A 20,901-nucleotide genomic window follows, 5' to 3' on the forward strand; every position below is an offset into this window, starting at 1 on the left:
AGCAAATAGTAGAATACAGAAAATAAACGCTACTTACCAATAGCCCCCATTTTATTCATTCAGTAACCTAAAATATAATCCAGAAAACACATCTTGAGGATCTGAATATGAGGATCACCGCGACCCAAATCGAACAGTGGGCGGACACAAGAGACGCTCAGGGAATATTGCCCATTTTGATCCGGCGATTAATCAGTGCGACCACAACAATAACAGCATTGAGTATGCCCGGCGGTGATTCTGTTTCAGGCAGCGGCTGGGATGGTATTGTCCAGGCTGACAAAGGCAATATCTGGGTTCCTGGTGGTTCCTCTTTCTGGGAAATGGGCTGTTCCTCCGACATCATTACTAAAGCCCGCTCAGATTTTCGGAAACGAAATCAACAAATTTCACCACAGGAAGCGGCTCAAAGCCGCTTCGTTTTCGTATCACCACGTCGGTGGCCAAAAAAAGATAACTGGCTCAAAGAAGCCCAAGCTGAAAACATCTGGTCCAACGTTTATGCATTTGATGCTGACGATCTGGAAACGTGGCTGGAAAACGCACCGGCTGTAGCTCTCTGGTTCGGTGAACTAACGGGCCATACTGGCGCAGGCATTGAATCCATTTCCCATTTCTGGGAACGATGGCGCAATCAGTCACAATTTCCGTTAACAAAAGAAACCTTACTGACGGGTAGAGAAGAAGAAAAAAATACGCTGAACGGCTTTCTGTCAGAGAAAAAAGAACAAATTATTATCCGGGCAGACAGTCAGGAAGAGGCTATCGCTTTTGCCTGTGCCAGCCTAATAGAAATGGGTCATGAAAATATAGCAGCCTGTATAACTACTGATGATGGATGGCGCTTTATTGATAAAAATCCCTCAATTCAACTTTGTCTGGCGATGAACAGTGATATTTCCAGACAAAGCCGATGCCAGCCTGAACGAACTGTTTTTATTCCATTTTCCCTGGGCGATCACAATACGACAGGCAATAAACAAAACGATACCATTACACTGGAGCGTCTTACCCGAAGTGATTTTGAAGAGAAGCTCATTGCTTTAGGAGAAGAAGAATCCGATGCAAGGCGGTTATCACGAACAACCGGGCGGTCCTGGTCAGTTTATCGACGCCTTAGGGCCAGAAACCCGACAATTTCATCTCCCGTATGGCTGACCACATCGCCAGCAAAAGCGTTAATCACGTTGACCCTGGTGGGATGTTGGAATGGCAAAAAGGAAGGCGATAAATATTGCGTTGAAACTATTGCGCAAAAAGATTACGAAGAACTGGAACAGGAACTACGCGAAATATCTCTTCGGGATGACTCTCCGGTTTTACAGATTGGTGATGTATGGAAAGCAAAATCTCCCATTGAGCTACTGTATCAGCTTGCCCCCCGACTAACAGAAAGTCAGCTCGAACGTTTCTTCTTGGTTGTAAAACAGACGCTACTTAAACCCGATCCGGCCCTGGAGCTTAAAAACGAAGATCGCTGGATGGCATCTATCTATGGAAAAGTTCGTTCAGAATCAGATTTTATTCTGAAATCAATCGCTGACTCACTGGTGAAGCTCAGAATCTACGCTGAAAGCAGTGAAGGGATTAATTCAGACTTCATCATTGCTGCCATCGACAATCTGGTTAGAGATCTGCTGATGGATGCCGATGGTGAGAGATGGCTGTCATTAACAGATGTATTATGTTCATTAGCTGAAGCATCACCAGAGGTGTTCTTAAAATCCATAGAAACAAGCTTACAGTCAACAGAGGTTGCCGTTACTCGCCCACTAACGGAAACGAGTGAAAGCACTGGCTTTGGTATGCGTTGTTGGCATGCTGACTTATTACATGCGCTGGAAATCCTGGCATGGAATCCAAGGCGATTATTCAGAGTCAGCCTTATTCTGGCAACGCTATCATCATTAAGAATTCAGGGAAACTGGGCCAACACGCCGGAAAATACCCTGAAATCGTTGCTCAGGCCCTACTGGCCTCAAACAATGGCTACTGATGAACAAAGACTTATCGTACTTGATATGCTTATCAAAAAACACGAGAGCATTATCTGGCGTTTTCTCTATGAACAAACCGATCCTATGGATGGTATGTATATGGAAAATGCCAGACCAAAATGGCGGGATGATGATGCTGGCAGTGCGCAAATGAGAGGGATTTTTCTTAGTGCATATTATTCTGCACTGGGTGAGCGAATACTGAATCTGGCAGAAAATAATGCTGAAAGAATAGCAGCTCTTATCAGGCGAATAGATCATTTTGAAGGTGCCTACCAGGAAAGGCTTATTACATTAATTAAAAGCACAATTTCTTTTTCCGATGGAGATAAGGAAATTGTGAGAGAAGCACTGTATCACTATCTGAACTGGCATAATTCGTATAACACAGATGGAGATAAAAAAAGCAGAGCGGTCGCAGAAAACCTCATGGCATTTGTCAGTTTATTTACTCTCCAGGATATTATTCTTGATAAACGTCGATTGTTCACTTCTCAATATCCCGTATTGGCCGAAGGGAGTGAGCGAGATTATGAGGTTCACAGCAAAGAAATAATAAAAATGCGAACCAGTGCAATAGAAGAGATATATTTCCAGCAAGGATGGGATGGAATATCATCTTTACTTTCATTAGCACAATCGCCGTCTGTAATAGGTGAGTCCCTGGCTACCTGCAACTTAAATTTGATTGAGTCATTCTCATGGATTGTTGAAAAATTTAAAGACAATGGTTTCCCATTTCACGATCCATTGATAAGTTCATTTTATACCTGGCTCCCTGAAGAAAAACAACTTATTCTGTTAAATTCTCAAGAGTTCGAAAATGAGATGGATAGTGATGAGAAAATTGCCGCATTCCACTCAATACTCCCACCCAATATGGCTACATGGCACAACCTTGCGAGTTACCCCGAGAGCGCCCAAGCCCTGTACTGGAAAAGGATAAATTATCCACATATCTGGAGTGATGATGCTGATGAAATTGACTACTTTATCGGAAAAATGATGCTTTCTGAAAGGTATATATCGGCATTTAATCTCGTAAAACATCGTATGGAAAAAATTTCCTGGCAAAACATCTTGAAACTGTTACATGGATTCAGAACTAGCACCGAAAAAGATGTACCAATACCAAATGGCTGGCATTTATCCAAGGCTATAGAATACCTTGAATCATCAGGCCAGGTTTCACGTTTAGATTTGGCCTTACTGGAATTCTTTTTTTTCTCAGCATTCAGAAATTGTGAAAAAGGAGCGAAAAATCTTTACGCTGAGTTACTTTCCAATCCACCACTCTTTATTCAATTAATATATCTTGCTTATAAACCAGAATCCGAGAAAGAATATAAACAGGATGAATCCTTAATGGCTGCGGCACAACAAGCAGGCAGAGTTCTGAATCAAGGAAAAGGGATCCCCGGTCTGAAACCAGATAATAATATTGATGAATTCGTATTTAATAACTGGATTAAGGAAGTAAGGAAACTGGCGACAGAAAATGACAGAAGCAATACTACCGATTATATAATCGGCGAATGGATATCCCGCTCAAAAAATATAAATAATGCACCATGGCACAGCATAATAATCAAAGATTTACTGGAAGAAACAGAACGGGATGAAATCAGAGAAGGTTTCTATTTTGGCACTATTAATAGCCGTGGCGCAACAGTAAGAGCTTATTATGAAGGCGGTGATAAAGAACGAAAACTAGTTGACCAGTACAAAGAAATTGCCAACCAGTTATATTTTTCTCATCCCAAACTAGCAAGTGTCTTTGATGATCTTGCTTCACATTATGATTTTGATGCTGCAAATAATGATCGGCATGCAAAGTTAAGACTTGAAGGATATTAAATCCAGCATATCGATACACCTAGTTCTCAAAAGGATTTTAAAATGGGAAAGAACAGCAAGGCAAAACGAGATTTAAAAAAGAAAAAAAGCAATAACAAATCCAGAGAAAAATCTCCTGGCAAGGGAAATAGAAACTATGAAGACGTTATGCCAAAAATAAAATATAATTTAACATCTGTTTATAAAGAGTATAACCTTGCAGAACTTTTTCTCACATTAAGTATTTCCGAATTATGGCTACCTAATATCTCATCACCTGTAAAACACACTATAGCTTTCAACACCTTGCTCTCCATGGATGTTAGTATGTTTGATAACCAAAAGGAACTTAAAACATATCAACAAGCAAGCGAATTTTTTAGCATTATTTATAAGATATTACCTGACATTCCTCAAATGGAAGACTTTGTCCCTGAACAAGACTGGGGAAAAATAAGAATACCATGGGGAGATAATATTTATAGAATTTTTTACGGTAGCTCAGTCGAACGCTTATATGATTATATTCAAGCTTTTGGAATTAGATACGCGAAATATCCAATTATTCTTAAGCAAATGGAAAATGTTCTTATTTTACAGGATAAATTTTTATCAAGCATAAATCCAGTTGATACTCTCTCAGAGCAAGAACTCTCGCCCGGCCATGTCGAAATCCCCCCAGAAACGTTCTGGAAAGCTTGCCGGCAGGCTTTAACGGATACAAGTCATGCGTTTGAACAATTAATAAGTCAGACAGAAAAAATATTTATTAAAAAATCCGGGGAGTTTAAAAGCATTAACTCCCTCTCTGAATTATCAAATATAATAATGGAAGGTGTAGCACTCCCTGCTATTGGCGTCAGCATTGATAATCATGTTTATCCATTGTCATTCAGGAATATGGCAAATGTAATTATTGAGCACTACGCTTCCAAAAAAATGGATATCGATTGTTCTGATGCCATTTCAAATTTCATATCACAGTGTTTTGAAAGCATAATTGAGGGACCATTTCTGCTCCTGAGCAAAAAAAAGGTCCTACCTTATAAATTCTCAGGATTATTACAGGGTAATGATAAGTTTTATTTATTTGCTCTTTTTGATATTGATTCAGCAAGTAAGTTAAAAAATATAGAAGAAGACGTTTTTGAACTTTTTAATCAAGGTAAGTGGGCTTTATCACCGATTTCATCATCACAATTGTTAGGTATTCGAAATGGCTCAGGGGAACAACTATCAATTAATGATATTGAATTTATTTTCATAAATTCTAATCTTACTACTGCCATGCATTTTTTTGAGCCACCGCGACTAAAATATAGTTACCACATTCTCTTTTTGACAGAATTTATTGCATTATTTGACTCAATAGATAATCTAAATGAACTATCATTGTTTTTTTCATATTTAGATCAAAATAAATCAAAAACAAATCCGTTCCTTATTTCAATAATAGATAAGTTTGCATCATTCAAAGGAACTCATTCTGTATTAGAAGATGGTGCCATAAATTTTAACATGATTACTCTTGATCCTCATTGGGGTTCTAATTGGAGATATGAAGAACTGGAAAAATACTGGTCACAGGTTCCCTCAAATTTCCCTGATGCCAATGTGAAATGGAACATCAGTAGTAGTTACCAAGGAAATATTTCATTAATATCGAAAAGTCATTTCTATGTATCCTGGTCTACAACGATTAATAATTGCACAATTCATTTTTGTGCCGATTGCAAGCCATTACTAAACGAAGATCATCTTAACGGTCAGCTTCTGACATTATTTTTAGAATGTGCCAGTGATGCTTTATCGCAACGAAAAGATATTTTTAAAAACATATCATTCCAGAACATAGACAGAATCACTGTTCATTGTGCTGTTGACAAAAAATACCTGGTAAATAGTAATTCTGATATTGCAGAACATGTTTCCCCTGAGCTGTTCACTCATACATCGTTAATTAATAATTATAATTCTTCTGCGAACATACAAATTTGCATTAATTTACCTTTCATGCAATATCGTCTTAACAGACCACAAAATGCCAGTTTCCAGGCTGATGTCTGCATTACATTCTTACAATTGCTATCCAAAATACTTAATATCGAGTTCTCCGAAGACATCAGGCAACAAATAGTCAACACAGGTAACAGACCTGCCAGGATGGCAATATCCAGCGAAGAGCGCACCTTTGATACTCTAGAAATAAAACCCAATATTCCTGAAGCCAAACACTTTAAACTAGCCAGAAAAAAATTAGCTAACTTAATTAAAGAGTCTGGAATTAAGGAAGGTAGTTATGAGCTACAAAATGCCAAGGACATCATTAACCCTTTAGCCGATTTTTTCAGAGAAAAAATCCACGCAACAATACTCTCTATGAACAGAGAGCACTTGCTACAATTTGTAATTGAAAACTATGATGCTTATGTAGCCGAAGACCATAGAAAAAAGAAAAACATTATGTTAAGCCTTCAACATGAGGTTAATTATAATAGAACAGAAAAATTAGCAAACCAGAGTAATGAATTCAATCGTATGTCAGCAAATTATAGATACTTGCTTGAATGCACTTTAAGTCTTAACTCAAAAAATGAAACCATACCTACTACCGATGATATCTTACAATTACTCGCTGATATCGATTGGTTAATCGTACTTTATAATGCAAGTGACATCTTGCATAATGATATTGATGTAGGCGGTTTGAATATAGATAATTTTTACATCCCACAAGTATTTTTTTCCGAAGATCGTGAAATTAAAGAAGATAAGTTTAGTGAAGAACAGGCTGGCTATAAGTTAGGTTATAATTTAAACGACACTGACTCTGTAGACTCCGATATTATAAATGAAAAAGTGGATGTTCTTGATCGTGCATTTCAACAAGATCTAGGCTTCAAATACTCTAGTTTACTTTCTGTTTTCTCTATTCTGTTTCAATGGGCCAGATTTAACCAAATTGAATTAAATCCTTCATATCAGACGACAAGGGCTGATATGGTAAACATATTGCTTAAAAACAATACAAACTTGGTTAATGACGAAGTAGAGAAGATAATAGACTTTCTTATTCTCAATCCCAATAAGATAAGAAAGTTACTTGGTACTGATTCTGAATGTTTTGATGTTCCTATATCCGATCACAATAAACGAGATCATCGATATAATATTCGCCCACTAATAGAAACAAGCAATAGTAATATAATCTGGGGCGCTGCGGCAGCTTATCGAGCTGGGACAATATGGATTGCTCATACTGCAAATGGATATCTTCCTGCCGAGTTTGAATGGAGCCACATTTCACATGAGGTTGGCAAGATAAAAGAGGGTATTGAAAAGCAATTAGAAATAACCACTTTTAATATTGTAAAAAGGTTCGCAACCCAAATTGAACTTGGCATCGAATTTAAGAAACGCTTTCCAAAGAAAAAATTCCCTGATGTAGGTGATTTTGATACTTTAGCCTATTTTCCTGATAGCAACACTTGGTTGAATATAGAGTGTAAGTATAATCAGCCCTACTATTGCATTAAAGATATGCGTCGTTTACGAGAGAAAATATTTGGTAGAGGTGATAAAAGAGGACAGATTGGGAAAATAGAAAAAAGAATTAATTTTCTAGCGGAAAATTATAATGATATTCTTACCCTACTAAACTGGAATAACTCCAGAGATAAGCATGACGTCAAATTCATTAATTTGTACATTAGTAGACAAATTTACTGGTGGTTGAGATATCCACCCTATGAAACTAATATTAACTTTGTACAAGTAGATGCGTTAGAATCTTGGTTACAAGAAAATTTATAGCATATTAATTAACATATATTAAATTAAGGTGGTTTGGGAAATAACCACCTTAATATTTATAGAAGACAAAAACATGGAGCCTGTAATTTAATTTACTCATTAAGATTATAGGTTAGGAATAAACCCTTCTTCCCGCAAAACCCTAATCACCCCACGAATCAGATATGAGTTAGAAAACTTCGCCGTATAGGAACGAGCACCTTCTTCCACTGGTTGGAGCAGTCCCCGGTCAATCAATTTACCGAGCTGATAAGTCACCTGCGCTGGTTTCATGTCAGGTAAAGCGGTACGGAGATCACCCGCTTTTATCGTCCCTAGCTCGACAGCGCGTTTAAGAACTTTAGATTCCAACGGGTTTATTAGCCCTCTTTCAGATGAAAAGTCGATCGCCGGATACAGTATTTTTGTACTCAAAAAAGCATGGTTTGTCAGTTGATCGACTTTCTTCAACTCAGATGAAATTCCCGAAAGTACATATAAACACCATTCTTCTAAGCCCCGCTCTGTTCCCTTATCCGCTAACGAAAGCATGGCGTAATAACGCTCACGATCATTACAGAATACCGCTGTCGGATTAAGAACCCGGCCACCTGCCTGCACATTAAAACCATACTTGATCAATAACGCATAGGTCAGCAATCTGACCGTTCTGCCATTACCGTTGCCAAAGGGGTGTATCCAGCCGAAGCGGTGATGCACCAGCGCAATTTTCATCAGATCATATTTTGGTTTATCAGCACGGTTAATAAAGGCGGTCAGTTCTGACATATAGTCAGGAACATGGATATGATCCGGTGGTAAATGGTCAGACTGAGCGATGCTGACGTTATGCTGCCGATAGGCACCGGGAGTTTTATCACCTTCCTGTTGCAATCCGACAACCGCCAGACTATGTAGCTCGCGGATAAAATATTCCGTTATCTCATCACCATTATTTAGATGCTCGTCGATGAATTCCATCGCAGCTTCAATATTATTGATTTCTTTGAGCTGATCCGTTGAACTCTGTGTTCCTTCAACTTTGCTTTCAACATAGTCGGCAAGCGTGGTGTGGTTTCCCTCAATCCTCGCAGAGCCCAGACTCTCCAGCATGTGGAAAACGGCTTTCAACTGCGCAAACAGAATAGGGTGAACATCCGTTTCCAGCTTCAGATGCCGGAGTAACTCCAGTTCCGTCAGCGCATCGACCAAAGGGGAGTCAAAACTGGGATTCAGGAGCGAGAGTTCAAAGTGATTAAATTGAGCCATGATATGTAGTTATCTCAAATCGAGAATGAGAACATCTCAAAATAATAGCAAAAATACCAATATAATCCATATATTATAAATCACACTTTTTATGATTATCTCAAAAATTAAAAATCCAACATATCAAATCTACGTTTAGAAGATATTCAATACAGAGAGCTGTCGACTGTTGCCTGCATAGGAGATGGAACGACGTTTTTAGCGCCGTTAGCCGCTAAAACACCGATTCATCATGACAACCATCACAAAAACAAAGCGATTTTTTATGGGGGCTTTCGTGGGGGGCGCTGCTTACGATAAATATCAACAAAATAGATAATTAACAGCAAGTTAATCGTGAGTACGATCCCGAGTCCGGCACCACCTTTCCTTTTTTATGCTTCCTTATCAATCCCTATGTTGTTGCGATTCAATAGGTTGGCGTGAAAATCTTTTCCGATGCGTTTTGATTTATCCCTTCGTATCGGGGAATTTGTGGGTCAGATTGCGGGTCATTCAGTTCGATGAACGGGAGTGACCCTCATATGTTAACTGACAGCAAAGTCCGATCCGCGAAACCTCTCGCAAAATCTTATAAGCTCACTGATTCGCAAGGCCTGTACCTCACGGTATCACCCAGCGGCGCTAAGCTATGGTATTTCCGTTATCGCTTCGGCGGTAAAGAGAACCGTCTGGCCTTTGGCCACTATCCTCAAACCACACTGGCAGAAGCCCGCGAAAAGCGCGATGCAGCACGTAAGCTACTGGCGTCTGGACTCAGCCCTTCTCAGCTTCGTAAATCGAACAACCCCGCCGTTGAGGAATCCCGCACCTTTCAGTATGTCGCTCAGGCGTGGCACACCAGCAGTCTCAAGCTCTGGTCGGACGCCCATGCAGATAAAATCCTCATCTGCCTGAAACGCTACGTTTTCCCCGCCATTGGCGCGATGGATATTGCTCAGGTTGAAACCCGCCATCTGGCGCAGTTGGTTAAGGCGATTGACGATAAAGGCGTGCATGACGTCGCCGGACGGGTGCGCCAGCATCTGACTAAAATTATGCGCCACGCCGTGCAGCAGGGCGTCATCAAATACAATCCGGCTTACGATTTAGATGGCGTCGTGACCCCGGTGGCGACCCAACATCACCCCGCCCTGCCGCTTAAACGCCTGCCTGAGCTGCTGGCTAAGATTGAGAACTACAAAGGCCGGATGCTGACCCGTCTGGCGCTGGAGCTGAATCTGCATGTTTTTCTGCGATCCAGTGAGCTGCGTTTTGCCCGCTGGGATGAATTCAACCTGAAAGCGCATATCTGGAGCGTGCCTGCCCAGCGCCAAGCGGTAGACGGCGTGCGGTTTTCAGAGCGTGGTGCAAAGATGAAGGATGAACATCTGGTGCGGCTGTCACGGCAGGCGGTCGCCCTGCTGAAACAGATTCAGGCGATTTCCGGCGAATCGGTCTTCGTTTTTCCCGGCGCACATACCCTGAACAAGCCGATGAGTGAAAACACCATTAACAAAGCGCTGCGCGTGATTGGCTATGACACCAAAACCGAGGTCTGCGGCCACGGTTTCAGAACCATGGCCTGTAGCGCCCTGAACGAGTCCGGACGCTGGTCAAAGGATGCCATTGAGCGGCAGATGAGCCACAAAGAACGCAACGGCGTGCGGGCTGCTTACGTGCATAAAGCGGAGCATCTGGAAGCCAGAATCGAAATGATGCAATGGTGGTCAGATTATCTGGACGTCAACCGCGAGGGCTACGTCGCGCCGTATATTTATGCGCGAAGTTATACGGCTGGCTAACGCGCTACGCTTGTTGGCTCCTGACGGGCTTTCTATGTGATAGAAAACCCGTCAGGAGCGTAGTCTTAAAACCATCTGGGCATTCGGCCAACCGCCTTTTGCTACGCCAGGATTTGCTACATCGACTGACTTTAACCACCGCTCAGCCTTTTGGTTCAATACCGCGCGTCTGGAGTTCCTTACGCAGAACACGCTTTATCCACGTAGCCAATGTCTTGTCGCCATCCTTATGGGCTTGTTCTTCTAATTGCGCACGAAATTCGTGGGATAGCCGAATTTGATACTGGTCTGTTTTTGATTTTTCACTTGACATTGTAATTACAAATTCCATAGCATGGTATAGTTGTAATTACACCGCAATTACATGGTGCTTTGCAACAGTAAAGAACGAAGCCCGGCAGTGCTAGGAACACTCACCGGGCCTCTGACCACAACATTAAGGAGACTAATGCTATGGCTGACACCGATAGTAACACGGGCTCGTCTTATCAATCACTGCCGGATTATGAGAACCGTTACTCAGCCATGAGTGCCGCGCTGACGCGTCTGGACTTTTCAAATATGGACAATGACGAACTCTCGCTGGTCACAGAGTATTGCGCCGAAACACAGGCCGGACTTTGCCATTGCCTGAATTTCATTGGCGATGCGCTGATTACTTTTGCCGATAATGACGTGTGTGAATCGACACCAGAAAGTTTGTGCCAATTGGGACATGGGCTCACGGCAATCAGTTTACTCATCCCTGCCCTTACCGATATGCAAAAACGCGCACATTCACTCACCGCCAGATAGCCATCTGAATATAGCCTGCCTGATTAAAGCTCTGCCGTTAGGTCAGAGCTTTTTTGCTTTCATGGCTCAATAACCATAATTCTCCCTATCCGATATTGAGTTGTTTGCAGGCAACACTGTCCTTTCCCGATAGCCTTCCCTACTGGCTAATTCCAGCGTGGGAGAAGACATGCCAACACGTTTTATTTTCGCAATGCTGACAGCGCTCAACAGACCATTCAGGCACAACGCAGGACGCGACGGGGTTAGGCGGGTGAATGCCTGCGCCTCGCGGGCATTCATCCGTGGTGTGAGGCGAGTAAATGCCCTTTCGCAGAAAGGGCTCATTTGCGTCGCACGAACCCACCGGCGAGCGCTTCCCCCAAGGGAAACCGAGCAGGCCGGGGGGAGCCGAATAAATTTTGCCGCCCCAGCGAGCAAAAAGACGCGCCCACGCGTCGGTTTATTTGGGGGGCTTGCCCCGCACACCGTCGCCGCTAAGTCTCCGGCCACAAGCCGGTAGCGAGGCGCGACTACCCGCTTTGAAGGCGTTTTCCCATTTTTTCGCTGACCGGCACGGGCAAAAGAAAAAGTGGGCTAAAAACGGCGTCTCAAAGGGGGTAGTCGCGCGTAGCGTGCGACGGTGTGCCGCTGTTGACGTTGGGGGTTTTGGCGTGGCGTCCAGCCGCGACATTACCCCCATGTGCCAGGCAATAAGGGCGTCCAGCCCGCATGAACTGGCACACGCCGTTCTGTGCCGGGAAATATATTTTTCGGCACATGACCGCATCGCGGTCACCTATTTATCCCCACAAGATCGCCTCATGACGTCGACTCATGCCAGTGGGCGAAGGTATTCCCCCATGCAATGAGGCGATAAAACCGAAAGAGCAAACACCCAGTAAAATGCGAAGGAGGAACCATGCTGATTTCTGATTACCGTGAACGCCGGGCGCGTAGTCACGAAAAAATGCAACGTCTGCTCACCTTTCTGAAAGAAGAAACCTACAGCGATTTTAAAACCCTGATGCTGCTTTTTGATTATAAAAATCACAAGCCGCTGTATCTGTTGCTGGCAAAAGCCATCGACATGGGATTGATCCAAAAGCATGAAATAAACACCAGAATGGTGAAAACCTCTCTGTGGGGTATCACCAATGACGGATTAGCCGTTGTCGTCACACCCCATGAGGATGGTTTTCCTGCACGGTTTGAGCCCTCGAAAGTCACTGGCTGGACGCTGATGCAGCGCCTTGATCGTCAGCTAGCACGGCTCCTTCTTGAGAAGAAAGGCGCTTATGGGTGGATCAGCGGCGCTGATTCAACATTCCGCAGCCGCTATGAGGTATATCATCGCCCGGCCGGGGTGATAACGTTACCAGACGGGACAGTTATCGCTGTTGAGACTGAGCGCCGTCTGAAAACCAAGGCCCGTTATCAGGCAATTATCACCCAGCATTTGATAACTCGTACTCAAAAACTTTGGATGTATATCTTCTATATCGTGCCCAATCCGCGGATAAAGCGAGCTATTGAACGGATGCTCAATAGCGTGAAATACGCCATCGTGGATCATCAGCACATCCCGCTGGAAACTAAGCACCGTAATGTTTTTCGGGTTTATACGGTTGAGGAGTTGAAAGGGTTGGATTTGAATCTTGGCTAATTGTTGAACAATCATTTGAAGTATATACTCAAAGTATGTACAAGAGAGGGGCACCATCATGAAACACCGCGTCAGCGTTACCGTGGACAAAGACAATTATCAGGTTCTGAGTGCTGCCGGAGTCAATATTTCCGGGCTGGTGAATGATGCCATTGGCAAAGAAGCCCGCCGCATCAAGGCTGAGGAGTGGAAGAAGGAAAACCGCGAAGGGATGGAAGAAGTCGCCCGATTTATCGCACAGCATGGCTCCTTTGCGGATGAAAACAGGAACTGGTGATCATGCAATTCATTGTTTATCAATACAAACGAACCAGTCACTATAAAATGTTTGTCGATGTGCAAAGCGATCTTGTCGAGACGCCCAAGCGGCGCATGGTCATTCCGCTTATCGAATCACATCACTTGTCTGAGAAAGTGAATAAAACATTGTTCCCTCAGCTCCGCATCGACGGCGAAGATTATCGGCTGATGACCACTGAGCTATCGAGCGTTCCCGTTGAGGTCATTGGTGAAGTGATTGCGGATCTTGGCGACTACGCGGATGAAATAAAGGATGCTATTAATCTGATGTTTTGGGGGATTTGAGAGGGGTTTAGAGTATTCGCATCTAGCCTTACACCTAGAGCCATCCGCAGCGTCAAACCAAAGAAGTACACAATTTTTCCAATAAATTATTTTCTAATGAAAATATTGAGTGACTAGAGAAAATTACTTACTATGATCTTACCCATCCCCCTGGGATCCTTAGCCTCCACACGATAGTCATGCTCGTACGAGGTGTACGGGGCTCGCTGGCAGCTTGTCGGCGTCGAAAGAAAGGAGCCCGGAATGAAACAGAAAACTGTGCTGGTTCACCAGTATATGCGTTTCCGTTTTGGTCGCTGGGAGCACGTGTGCCAGCACATGCGCTCTTTGCCGAACTGCTAACGGTTAATCCCAGGGGTGATGGTCTTTTCACTTTATTTTTAGCTTGTTCTCTCCGTCTTTTCCATCATCAAAGAGTAATGTTCTTCATCCTGCGCTGCCTCAAAGACTTTCTTGAACCAGACAAGATAGCGCTCTACAGAAACGCTATCATGTAGTTTTATATTACGGGCATCGTGATGAGAGTGTCGATTTAGGTAGCGAGCAAAAATCCGAAATCCCGGCTCCCCTTCTGAACCACTGGCGAGCGTTTCAAGCGCCTTATACAACGTTTCACTTTTTCCTGAAAATCCAAAGTAATACTCAAGAATCTGCCTCATCGTATTTGGGATCACGACACTTGCAACATCATTTTCCTTAGAGTGGCGCAGTACGTACCACAATGCTTGATAGTCATTTAGTAACTCTTTTTCAGATACTGGAGCTACCGTACTGTGCTGCGATTTGGAGATACGGTAAAGCGCCCAGTCAGAAGGGCAACTCCCTACAGGTTTTTTCCCAGAAGACAACAACAGCTCCTGAAAGAAAAACAAACTGTGTGTCAGAATGATAATTTTAGCGGCTATAGTTTTACGTATAACTTGGTGTTGGATAAGCGAAGCTATCTCAAATACGTAGTTTTGTGACAAGCTGGAGATAGGGTCATCAATGACGATTAAGCGCTCTCGACGGTCTTCATCATTACGGCTTTGACGTCCACGGCAAGTTTCCAAAAAGTAAAGAAAAGCAATCAAAGTCTTTTCCCCCTCACTCAGACTACTAAACACAAGTGCATTACTACCTTGCCCCTCTCGGACTAAACAGTAGTCATCTTTATCATCATATGGTGCAATGTAAAAACCAGTAATTCCAAGGCTAATAAGGGTTTCGTTGATTCGATCAATAGTCTCTTTCGTATTAACAATTTGGCTGGACTTATCTTGGATCATTACAACCAGATCTTTAAGCCGTCCCGTTATTTCTTTCTGAGAAGTCATCAAACTCGCAGACTTTTCGGCTAATTCAACTAACTGTTCATCATGATTAACTATCGTATCCGTAGCCAATTTTCGAATATGACCACGAAGCCGTTGTTCCAGTTTTTTTCGCTCGGCCTGATAGTTCTCCGACTTTCGATTATGCTCATTGATCGTCGCATTAATATTAGATATCTGAGTAGAAATACTATCAACCAACAGAGAAAGATCTTCAATTACGGTCAATTTAGAGGGGGCTGCTATTTTCTCATCAATGAGAACATTGTTTCTACGATACGCCTGTTCTAATTCGAGTAAGCTTAGATAAACGGGATGTTCCTGACCGACGAGTGGACATTCATTCACGGCTTGGCGTAGACCTTCAGGTACTTCTCGCCACTGCTGGTGCCGACCTTGAAGTTCCCGTAAATCGCATATTGCCTTTTCCCATGAGGTATCAAAAAGCGCAGCAATTTCCTGCTGAAGGTGTTGTCCATCCACTGAGCTCTGACAAAATGGGCAAGTATCATTTGTTAGCCATTTCTGTCCTTGTGCCACCCAATCTATATTGCCTAACTGATTAATAGCAGCGGCTAGGCGGCTGTCACCAGTCGGGATAAGAGGTTGTTTCAATAATTCAATGTCACTTTCATTCAGTGGAAAAACTGGAAATGGTGCAATCAAAGGATATGGATTTCCTTTACTAGATTCCAGAGTATGCAATTCCTCATTCAGTTCCTGAGTGGAGGTGTCTTCAAATTTAGGATGGGTAAGAATAGCCTGATAAAGGCTGCTTGTTTGTTTAGACCCTGCCATTAAATCCCATAAATCTGTTCTCCTGATCTCAGCCGCAGTGCTATAGATCTGTCTCGCACATTCAGTTTTAACGAGCTCTACCATCCTGTCAGTTTCATTTATTTCTGCATCTAGATTCCTTATTTCGGAATTTAATCCTTCCCGCCTCTCCTCTAGAGCTTCAATTTCTGCTTTTATCTCAGAATTTTCGCTATTTAAAGAAAAAATACCCGGTTGAGATGGCTGAGTGAAAATATCATTAACATATTCTTGATTGAAAACCAGATAATTCATATCCAAAGGAGGTATAAGCCTACATTGATAATATTCTGGTCTACCATGTTTATAAAAATATCCAGAAATTGTTGATTTACCTGAACCGTTCTGTCCATAAATGAGAGTAACGTATTTATTCAGATCTAATTGAGCGGGATTTTCACCTTGGTAACTACGAACGGCATTAATAGAGAGAATCGACATACAATACCCTTAGTATATTGTTTACACTGTTCCGAGCTATCTTATCCTTAATGACGCAGACGACAATAGAAGAGGCCACAACTCGGCTATCTTTTTTCTATTACGATTTTAAAAAACATAGAGTTGAAAAATGATATTTACTTTTTAACAAAAAATCTTAAACACTCCCCACCAAATCCCCCAACGTCACCATCAGTATCATCGGATCTATCGGCGAAGGCTCAAACCCCACCCGCAGGTAAAAATCTCGAGCTTCGTCGGACAGCGCATGAACCAACATCCCGCGAATGCCGATAGTATCAGCAACCTGAATCACTCTTAGCCCAGCATCACGTACCAGAGCACGGCCAACACCCTGACCATGCAATGATTTATCTACTGCCAGACGACCCAGCACCACGACCGGGATCGGATCGGGCATATTGCGGCGAAAACGTCCGGGAGCGGCATTCGTTGCCACGGCGCTGGAAGCCAATGAGTAATACGCCAACACTTTTGAATCATCGCAACTAACGAAAGTCCGTGATGCGCCAGATACCTGATTTTTCATCGCCCGTTGTTTCAGCCAGTTGTCCATAGACTCCACGCCGCAACAGAATGAGGACAGTACATGTTCGGCGTGGAGAGGCTCAGGGGCGGAGATCATTTTTTCTGTTCCCACGGTGCAGGTGTTTGCATGGTTTTTCGCAGCGCAGCATTTGGTGCAGGAGCCTGATCCAAACGGGCGAGGAATTCCTGATAAGCATCGGGATCTGCCATGATGATACGTTGATCGATCAATGCTTCCTCTGCGGCAGCACGCGCGGCCTCAAGGACAAAATCAGTGCGATTTTTTCCCCTAGCCTTTGCTGCACGATCAATAAGATCGCGTTCGGCGGGTTTGATGCGTAAATTCAATGTTTCGCGTTTAACAGAAACGCTGTTCGTCGCTGGCATGATGTTATCCTCCGGCTCACTCTCTGGATATTAATCATACAGCAAACGTAACGCTGATGTCATTACGATTTATTAGTACTACGGGGAATCGAACCCAAGGAACGAACCGGAAATTTCTTTATCGCATGTGACCCATCATTCTGATCTATCAATGAAAATACGGGTCAACCTTCGGGTCTTGACAATAGGCAAGAATAAAATTTATGCTACATTTCAACTTAATAGAAAGCTGAATGATTCCGAGTCTGGGCACCATATTTTTGTTTTGGGACGTTCCTATACGTCCGGGAACATAGCAAAATCAGTGAGTTGATGAAAATCTGGAGTACCTCAAGGTACTACCAGATTCTTTTACATCCGTAGTTTTTGGGGGCTTAATTGGGGGCCTGTCGGTTCGATAAACTACGGAGCCCCCGCCATGCCTCTGACTGATACCGCCATCCGCAACGCCAAACCGCTCGATAAACCTTACAAACTCAGCGACGCGCAGGGTCTGTACCTGCTGATTAAACCTAACGGTTCCAAGCTCTGGCATCTCAAGTACCGCTTCGGCGGCAAGGAGAAAAAGCTGGCGTTTGGCGCTTACCCAACGGTATCGCTTGCCAGTGCCCGTAAACTGCGTGAAGAAGCCCGAACTATTCTCAGCGCAGGGGACGATCCCAGCGTAAAAAAACAGCACGACAAACAGGCGAAGAAAAACGGCAATACCTTTGAAGCCGTCGCCCGTCAGTGGGTGGCCGCGAACATTCGCTGGAGTGAGGCACATGCTGCCAAAGTCATGCGTTCACTGGAACTGCACGTTTTCCCGCTCATCGGCAATGTCCTTGTCACCGACCTGAAAACCGCCAACCTGCTGATCCCGCTGAGGGTAGCGGAGAAAAAGGGTTGTCTGGAAACGGCTGCACGGATACAGCAACGCACGACAGTTATCATGCGTTACGCCGTACAGGAAGGACTAATTGCCAGCAATCCGGCCAATGACCTCTGCGGCGCAATCACCCCGCCGCCGAAAAACCATTACCCTGCCCTACCGCTGGAAAAGTTGCCGGAACTGCTGGAAAGAATAGAAGGCTATTCAGGCAGACTGCTAACAAGGTTGGCCGTACAGCTTAATTTGCTGATCTTTATCCGCTCCAGTGAATTGCGTTTTGCCCGTTGGGTAGAGATCGATCTGGATAACGCCATGTGGACACTTCCCGCACAGCGGGAGCCCATAGCTGGCGTGCGCCACTCAGAGCGTGGCGCAAAAATGAAAACACCGCATCTTGTGCCGCTGTCAAAACAGGCGGTAACGGTGCTGAAACAGCTAAAACTGTTGTCCGGCAACGGGGATTTACTTTTCCCCAGCGATCACGATGCCCGTAAGCCAATGAGTGAGAACACTATCAACAAAGCGCTGCGCACGATGGGTTATGACACACAGGTGGACATCTGCGGACATGGGTTCCGCACGATCGCGTGTAGTGCGTTGATCGAATCAGGTCGCTGGTCAAAAGATGCTGTGGAGCGGCAGATGAGCCATCAGGAGCGCAATCACGTTCGTGCCGCCTATATTCACAAAGCGGAACACCTCGACGAACGGACTCAGATGATGCAATGGTGGTCAGATTATCTCGATGCCTGCCAGCATCAACTCATCCCGGCTTATCGCTTTGAGAAGTCGATTAAGGTTGCCTGAGCCAGACTTGGAATAAGTCGCTTCTAATCGAACAGAGGCGGCTTATCTTGTTTCTCTACGCCGCTGTTGTATCAGGGCTGAGGCGGAGCGCGGCAGAGCGAGCACAGAACATCCCTGATAAAACAGCGGATTTTTCACCATCGCAATTACTCGTGTTTACAGGGACAAACGATATGACAGGCCGCCCTTGTATGGCTTTTTAATGGATGCGAACAGCAGAAATTAAAAAGTGGCGTGAGGCGAGTAAATTCCATTTCGCAGAAATGGCTAATTTGCGTCGCCCGAACCCACCCGCGAGCGTTTCCCCTAGGGAAACCGAGCAGGCCGGGGGGAGCCGAATAAATTTTGCCGCCCCAGCGAGCAAAAAGACGCGCCCACGCGTCGGTTTATTTGGGGGGCTTGCCCCGCACACCGTCGCCGCTAAGTCTCCGGCCAAAAGCCGGTAGCGAGGCGCGACCAACCCATTTAAAGCAGCGTTTCCCGTTATTTCGCACCGAGCTTGCGAGAAAGAGAAATAACAGGCTAAAACGCGCGTCTTAAAGGGGTTGGTCGCGCGTAGCGTGCGACGGTGTGCCACTGTTGACCTTGGGGGTTTTGGCGTGGCGTCCAGCCGCGACATTACCCCCATGCGACAGGCAATAAGGGCGTCCAGCCCGCATGAACTGGCGCACGCCGTTTTGTGCCGGGAAATGTATTTTCCGGCACAGGGCTGCATTGCTGCCACCGCATTCGCCTCATGCGCTCGCCGCATATACTTGCCCCATACCATGGGGCGAAGTCACGGGGTGAGAGCATGGGGCGAACAACAAAAGTAAACTGTCGCGCTTCGCTTGCCTTCTCCCGAACCGTTACCAACCTAGGTCGATAACGGTTAGGGAGATCCTGTTTTACTTTAACGATCTTCTGATTTGCGGTAACGGGAAGGCCAGATTTCCGCAGGTGAAACCCCCAGCGCTTCCGCAATCAGCTTTTCCCCTTTCGGCCAGTGTTTTGTTAACGCGTTTGCCAGCGTGGAAGACGCTAACCCCGCTTCTCGGGAAACGGCTGCCAGTGTTGTTCCTCGCTTTTTCAGCGCCGCAATAATATCGGCGGGATGCCAGTCCTGTTGATTCATGCCGCCTCCTCATTAATACACTTCACACCATCGGCAGTACGTATCCAGCGGGGGGCTTTCAATTCAGCGGCGAAATAATCAACCAGTTCCGCCAAGAGCCAGCGTAATTGTTCTTCCTCTTGTGGCGGAAACATCCGGCAAAGCAGAAGCTGAGTCAGGGTAAAGCAGTAATCGCAAAGCGTATCCGCATCGGGGGCAAAACGAGGAGAGTTTTTGGGCAGCGTATCTACGGTCAGGCTGTCTATCAGGTGAGGCGGAATGGGATCGCTTAGGCCCGGTTTCAGCAGCGCAAGACCGGCGGCAAGCCGACCACAGAGAGCCATCGTCAGTACAGGATCGTAGCTTTCCGCCTGAGTATCTGCGCACTTTTCACAATGTTCGGCCAGTACGGTGAAATCTGTAGCGGTGCTAAAGGGAATGGTAAGTAACGGGTGAGTCTGGGTGAGGGTTGTAGCCATAGTAGCAGCCTCCGATGAGTAAGGAATATTACCACCACCGAAGAGACCAATCTTGCGGGTGGTGGACTGAACGGAGTTGGTCTTACCGGCCTCATCGGACACCGGCGCACCTTGCGGTGCCCCCGCCCAGCCCACCATAATTCGGCATAGCTAAGCATACGACATAAAAAAAGACGCTGGCGCGTCCTATGTCGCCGATGAAGTATTTCAGGAGACCAATCCCGGCACCTGATTTTGCAGGTGCGGATAAAAGATATCGCGATTAGCGGTTAACAGCAAGGATGTTTTATAGAATGCAGATCGCAGATTGATATAAATAATCGATATATATAATTGCAAAATCAAATGTTATGCTAGTGCGGCTCAGATAGCTAAAAGTGGTCATCAATGGACATGAAACCAGTTAGGCACAGGAAAGATAAACACCATACAACAATTATAG

The 20,901-nt window shown here is 44.5% G+C and carries 15 protein-coding genes and 1 pseudogene; 8 read left to right on the forward strand and 8 right to left on the reverse strand.

Annotated elements, in window-relative coordinates; all coding sequences use genetic code 11:
* Positions 1 to 107 precede the first annotated feature (107 nt).
* Together IG609_RS15725 and IG609_RS15730 are read left to right on the forward strand one after the other, a co-directional pair.
* Positions 108 to 3,854, forward strand: a complete 3,747-nt coding sequence (locus IG609_RS15725; RefSeq protein ID WP_193398419.1) for a hypothetical protein — start codon at positions 108 to 110, stop codon at positions 3,852 to 3,854.
* A gap of 42 nt (positions 3,855 to 3,896) precedes the next feature.
* Complete coding sequence (locus IG609_RS15730) at positions 3,897 to 7,646, forward strand: hypothetical protein (protein ID WP_193401150.1); 3,750 nt, start codon at positions 3,897 to 3,899, stop codon at positions 7,644 to 7,646.
* A 105-nt stretch (positions 7,647 to 7,751) separates the two neighbouring features.
* On the opposite strand, the gene IG609_RS15735 is transcribed toward IG609_RS15730, so the two are convergent.
* Positions 7,752 to 8,894: a Fic family protein gene (locus IG609_RS15735; RefSeq protein WP_113867823.1), complete on the reverse strand. Its 1,143-nt coding sequence runs from the start codon at positions 8,892 to 8,894 to the stop codon at positions 7,752 to 7,754.
* A 524-nt stretch (positions 8,895 to 9,418) separates the two neighbouring features.
* Here IG609_RS15735 and IG609_RS15740 point away from each other — a divergent pair.
* Positions 9,419 to 10,678 (forward strand): tyrosine-type recombinase/integrase, encoded by a 1,260-nt coding sequence (locus IG609_RS15740; RefSeq protein WP_193401176.1) that lies wholly within the window; start codon positions 9,419 to 9,421, stop codon positions 10,676 to 10,678.
* A gap of 142 nt (positions 10,679 to 10,820) precedes the next feature.
* Here the strand turns inward: IG609_RS15740 and IG609_RS15745 are convergent, their stop codons facing one another.
* Entirely contained in the window at positions 10,821 to 10,991 is a 171-nt protein-coding gene (locus IG609_RS15745) for a hypothetical protein (RefSeq protein ID WP_164669135.1), read from the reverse strand.
* A gap of 140 nt (positions 10,992 to 11,131) precedes the next feature.
* Between IG609_RS15745 and IG609_RS15750 the strand changes: the two genes are divergently transcribed.
* From IG609_RS15750 to ccdB, 4 genes are all read left to right on the forward strand, one after another.
* Positions 11,132 to 11,473, forward strand: a complete 342-nt coding sequence (locus IG609_RS15750) for a hypothetical protein (RefSeq protein ID WP_193401174.1) — start codon at positions 11,132 to 11,134, stop codon at positions 11,471 to 11,473.
* A gap of 901 nt (positions 11,474 to 12,374) precedes the next feature.
* Positions 12,375 to 13,118 (forward strand): MobC family replication-relaxation protein, encoded by a 744-nt coding sequence (gene mobC / locus IG609_RS15755; RefSeq protein ID WP_193401172.1) that lies wholly within the window; start codon positions 12,375 to 12,377, stop codon positions 13,116 to 13,118.
* Between the two features lie 58 nt (positions 13,119 to 13,176).
* Positions 13,177 to 13,395 (forward strand): type II toxin-antitoxin system antitoxin CcdA, encoded by a 219-nt coding sequence (gene ccdA, locus IG609_RS15760; RefSeq protein WP_012773205.1) that lies wholly within the window; start codon positions 13,177 to 13,179, stop codon positions 13,393 to 13,395.
* 2 nt (positions 13,396 to 13,397) lie between these two features.
* Positions 13,398 to 13,703, forward strand: coding sequence for a type II toxin-antitoxin system toxin CcdB (gene ccdB / locus IG609_RS15765; RefSeq protein WP_193398415.1), 306 nt, complete (start codon positions 13,398 to 13,400; stop codon positions 13,701 to 13,703).
* 380 nt (positions 13,704 to 14,083) lie between these two features.
* Here the strand turns inward: ccdB and IG609_RS15770 are convergent, their stop codons facing one another.
* From IG609_RS15770 to IG609_RS15780, 3 genes are all read right to left on the reverse strand, one after another.
* Positions 14,084 to 16,273 (reverse strand): AAA family ATPase, encoded by a 2,190-nt coding sequence (locus tag IG609_RS15770; protein WP_193401170.1) that lies wholly within the window; start codon positions 16,271 to 16,273, stop codon positions 14,084 to 14,086.
* 157 nt (positions 16,274 to 16,430) lie between these two features.
* On the reverse strand, positions 16,431 to 16,919 hold the full coding sequence (locus IG609_RS15775) for a GNAT family N-acetyltransferase (protein WP_193401168.1): 489 nt from the start codon (positions 16,917 to 16,919) through the stop codon (positions 16,431 to 16,433).
* Positions 16,916 to 17,209 (reverse strand): type II toxin-antitoxin system TacA family antitoxin, encoded by a 294-nt coding sequence (locus tag IG609_RS15780; protein WP_038921611.1) that lies wholly within the window; start codon positions 17,207 to 17,209, stop codon positions 16,916 to 16,918. The genes IG609_RS15775 and IG609_RS15780 overlap by 4 nt, the downstream gene beginning before the upstream one ends.
* A gap of 418 nt (positions 17,210 to 17,627) precedes the next feature.
* Between IG609_RS15780 and IG609_RS15785 the strand changes: the two genes are divergently transcribed.
* Positions 17,628 to 18,887: a tyrosine-type recombinase/integrase gene (locus IG609_RS15785; RefSeq protein ID WP_250127221.1), complete on the forward strand. Its 1,260-nt coding sequence runs from the start codon at positions 17,628 to 17,630 to the stop codon at positions 18,885 to 18,887.
* An 892-nt stretch (positions 18,888 to 19,779) separates the two neighbouring features.
* Here IG609_RS15785 and IG609_RS15790 read toward each other — a convergent pair.
* From IG609_RS15790 to IG609_RS20650, 3 genes and pseudogenes are all read right to left on the reverse strand, one after another.
* A complete protein-coding gene (locus IG609_RS15790; protein ID WP_012822470.1) occupies positions 19,780 to 20,001 on the reverse strand; it encodes a helix-turn-helix domain-containing protein in 222 nt (73 codons plus the stop codon).
* Positions 19,998 to 20,459 (reverse strand): hypothetical protein, encoded by a 462-nt coding sequence (locus IG609_RS15795; RefSeq protein WP_250127222.1) that lies wholly within the window; start codon positions 20,457 to 20,459, stop codon positions 19,998 to 20,000. Before IG609_RS15795 ends, IG609_RS15790 begins: the two co-directional genes overlap by 4 nt.
* 30 nt (positions 20,460 to 20,489) lie before the next feature.
* Positions 20,490 to 20,597 (reverse strand): annotated as a pseudogene (locus IG609_RS20650) (Rha family phage regulatory protein); the annotation flags it as partial.
* Positions 20,598 to 20,901 lie beyond the last annotated feature (304 nt).

This window comes from Pectobacterium quasiaquaticum, assembly GCF_014946775.2.
In the GTDB taxonomy this organism is placed as follows: Bacteria; Pseudomonadota; Gammaproteobacteria; order Enterobacterales; family Enterobacteriaceae; genus Pectobacterium; species Pectobacterium aquaticum.